This window comes from Myxococcus eversor (genome assembly GCF_010894455.1).
Taxonomy (GTDB): Bacteria; Myxococcota; Myxococcia; order Myxococcales; family Myxococcaceae; genus Myxococcus; species Myxococcus eversor.
This window is the reverse complement of record NZ_JAAIXY010000080.1, coordinates 1-1038: the sequence shown is the minus strand read 5'-3', so window position 1 is coordinate 1038 and position 1038 is coordinate 1. Positions and strand designations below refer to the sequence as shown.

Below are 1038 nucleotides of genomic sequence, written 5' to 3'. Positions count from 1 at the left end.
CTCCAGCCGCTCAGAGAGAAGCGCGACGGTGGGCGAGGAGAAGAGCTCACCGAGGGGCAACTCAACGTCGAAGGTGGAGCGGATGCGAGAGACGACTTGAGTGGCGAGGAGGGAGTGTCCGCCCAACTCGAAGAAGTCGCCGTGGACGCTGACGCGCTCCAGGCCGAGGACGTCGGCGAAGATGGAGGCGAGGCGCGTCTGGGTAGGAGTGGAAGGCGGAGCGAAGTCGTCGCCAGAAGTGGCGGCGGCGAAGTCGGGAGGCGGGAGAGCCTTCCTGTCGAGCTTGCCGTTGGCGGAGAGCGGGAAAGCGGAGAGAGAGACGAGAGCGGCCGGCACCATGTACTCGGGCAGTCGCTGGAGCAGGAAAGCGCGCAGAGCCGAGGTGTCGACAGAGGATTCGGCGGAGGTGAAGTAGGCGACGAGGCGCTTGTCGCCGGGGACATCCTCGCGAGCGAGGACGACGGCTTCCTGGATGCCGGAGAAGAGGCGGACGGCGGCCTCGACTTCGCCCAGCTCAATGCGGAAGCCGCGGACCTTCACCTGGAAGTCGGAGCGGCCGAGGAACTCAAGGGTGCCATCGGCGAGCCAGCGGACGCGGTCGCCGGTGCGGTAGAGGCGAGAGCCAGGAGTGCTGCTGAAGGGGTGCGGGACGAAGCGCTCAGCGGTGAGGTCCGCGCGGTTGAGGTAACCCCAGGCCAGGCCGTCGCCACCGACGAAGAGCTCTCCCGGGACGCCCGGAGGAGCCGGCTGGAAGGAGGAGTCGAGGACGAAGGCGGAGGAGTTGGAGAGAGGCGCGCCGATGGGGACGGAGCGGGAGACGGAGTCCCCGTGGCGCAGCGAGTGAGTAGCGGAGAAGGTGGTGTTCTCGGTGGGGCCGTAGCCGTTGACGAGGACGTGGCCCGGGGGCAGGCGAGCGAGGTGCTCGCGGACGCGGGACGGCGGAAGGACGTCACCACCGGCGAGCACCTGGCGGACACCGGCAAGCGCAACGGGCTGAGTGGCAACCATCTGCTCGAAGAGAGCAGCGGTGAGCCAGAG

The 1038-nt window shown here is 68.5% G+C and carries 1 protein-coding gene; it reads right to left on the bottom strand.

The window, feature by feature from the left end; genetic code table 11:
- Window positions 1-1038: non-ribosomal peptide synthetase (locus G4D83_RS45215; protein ID WP_163871166.1), on the bottom strand; the 1038-nt coding region annotated here is incomplete at both ends.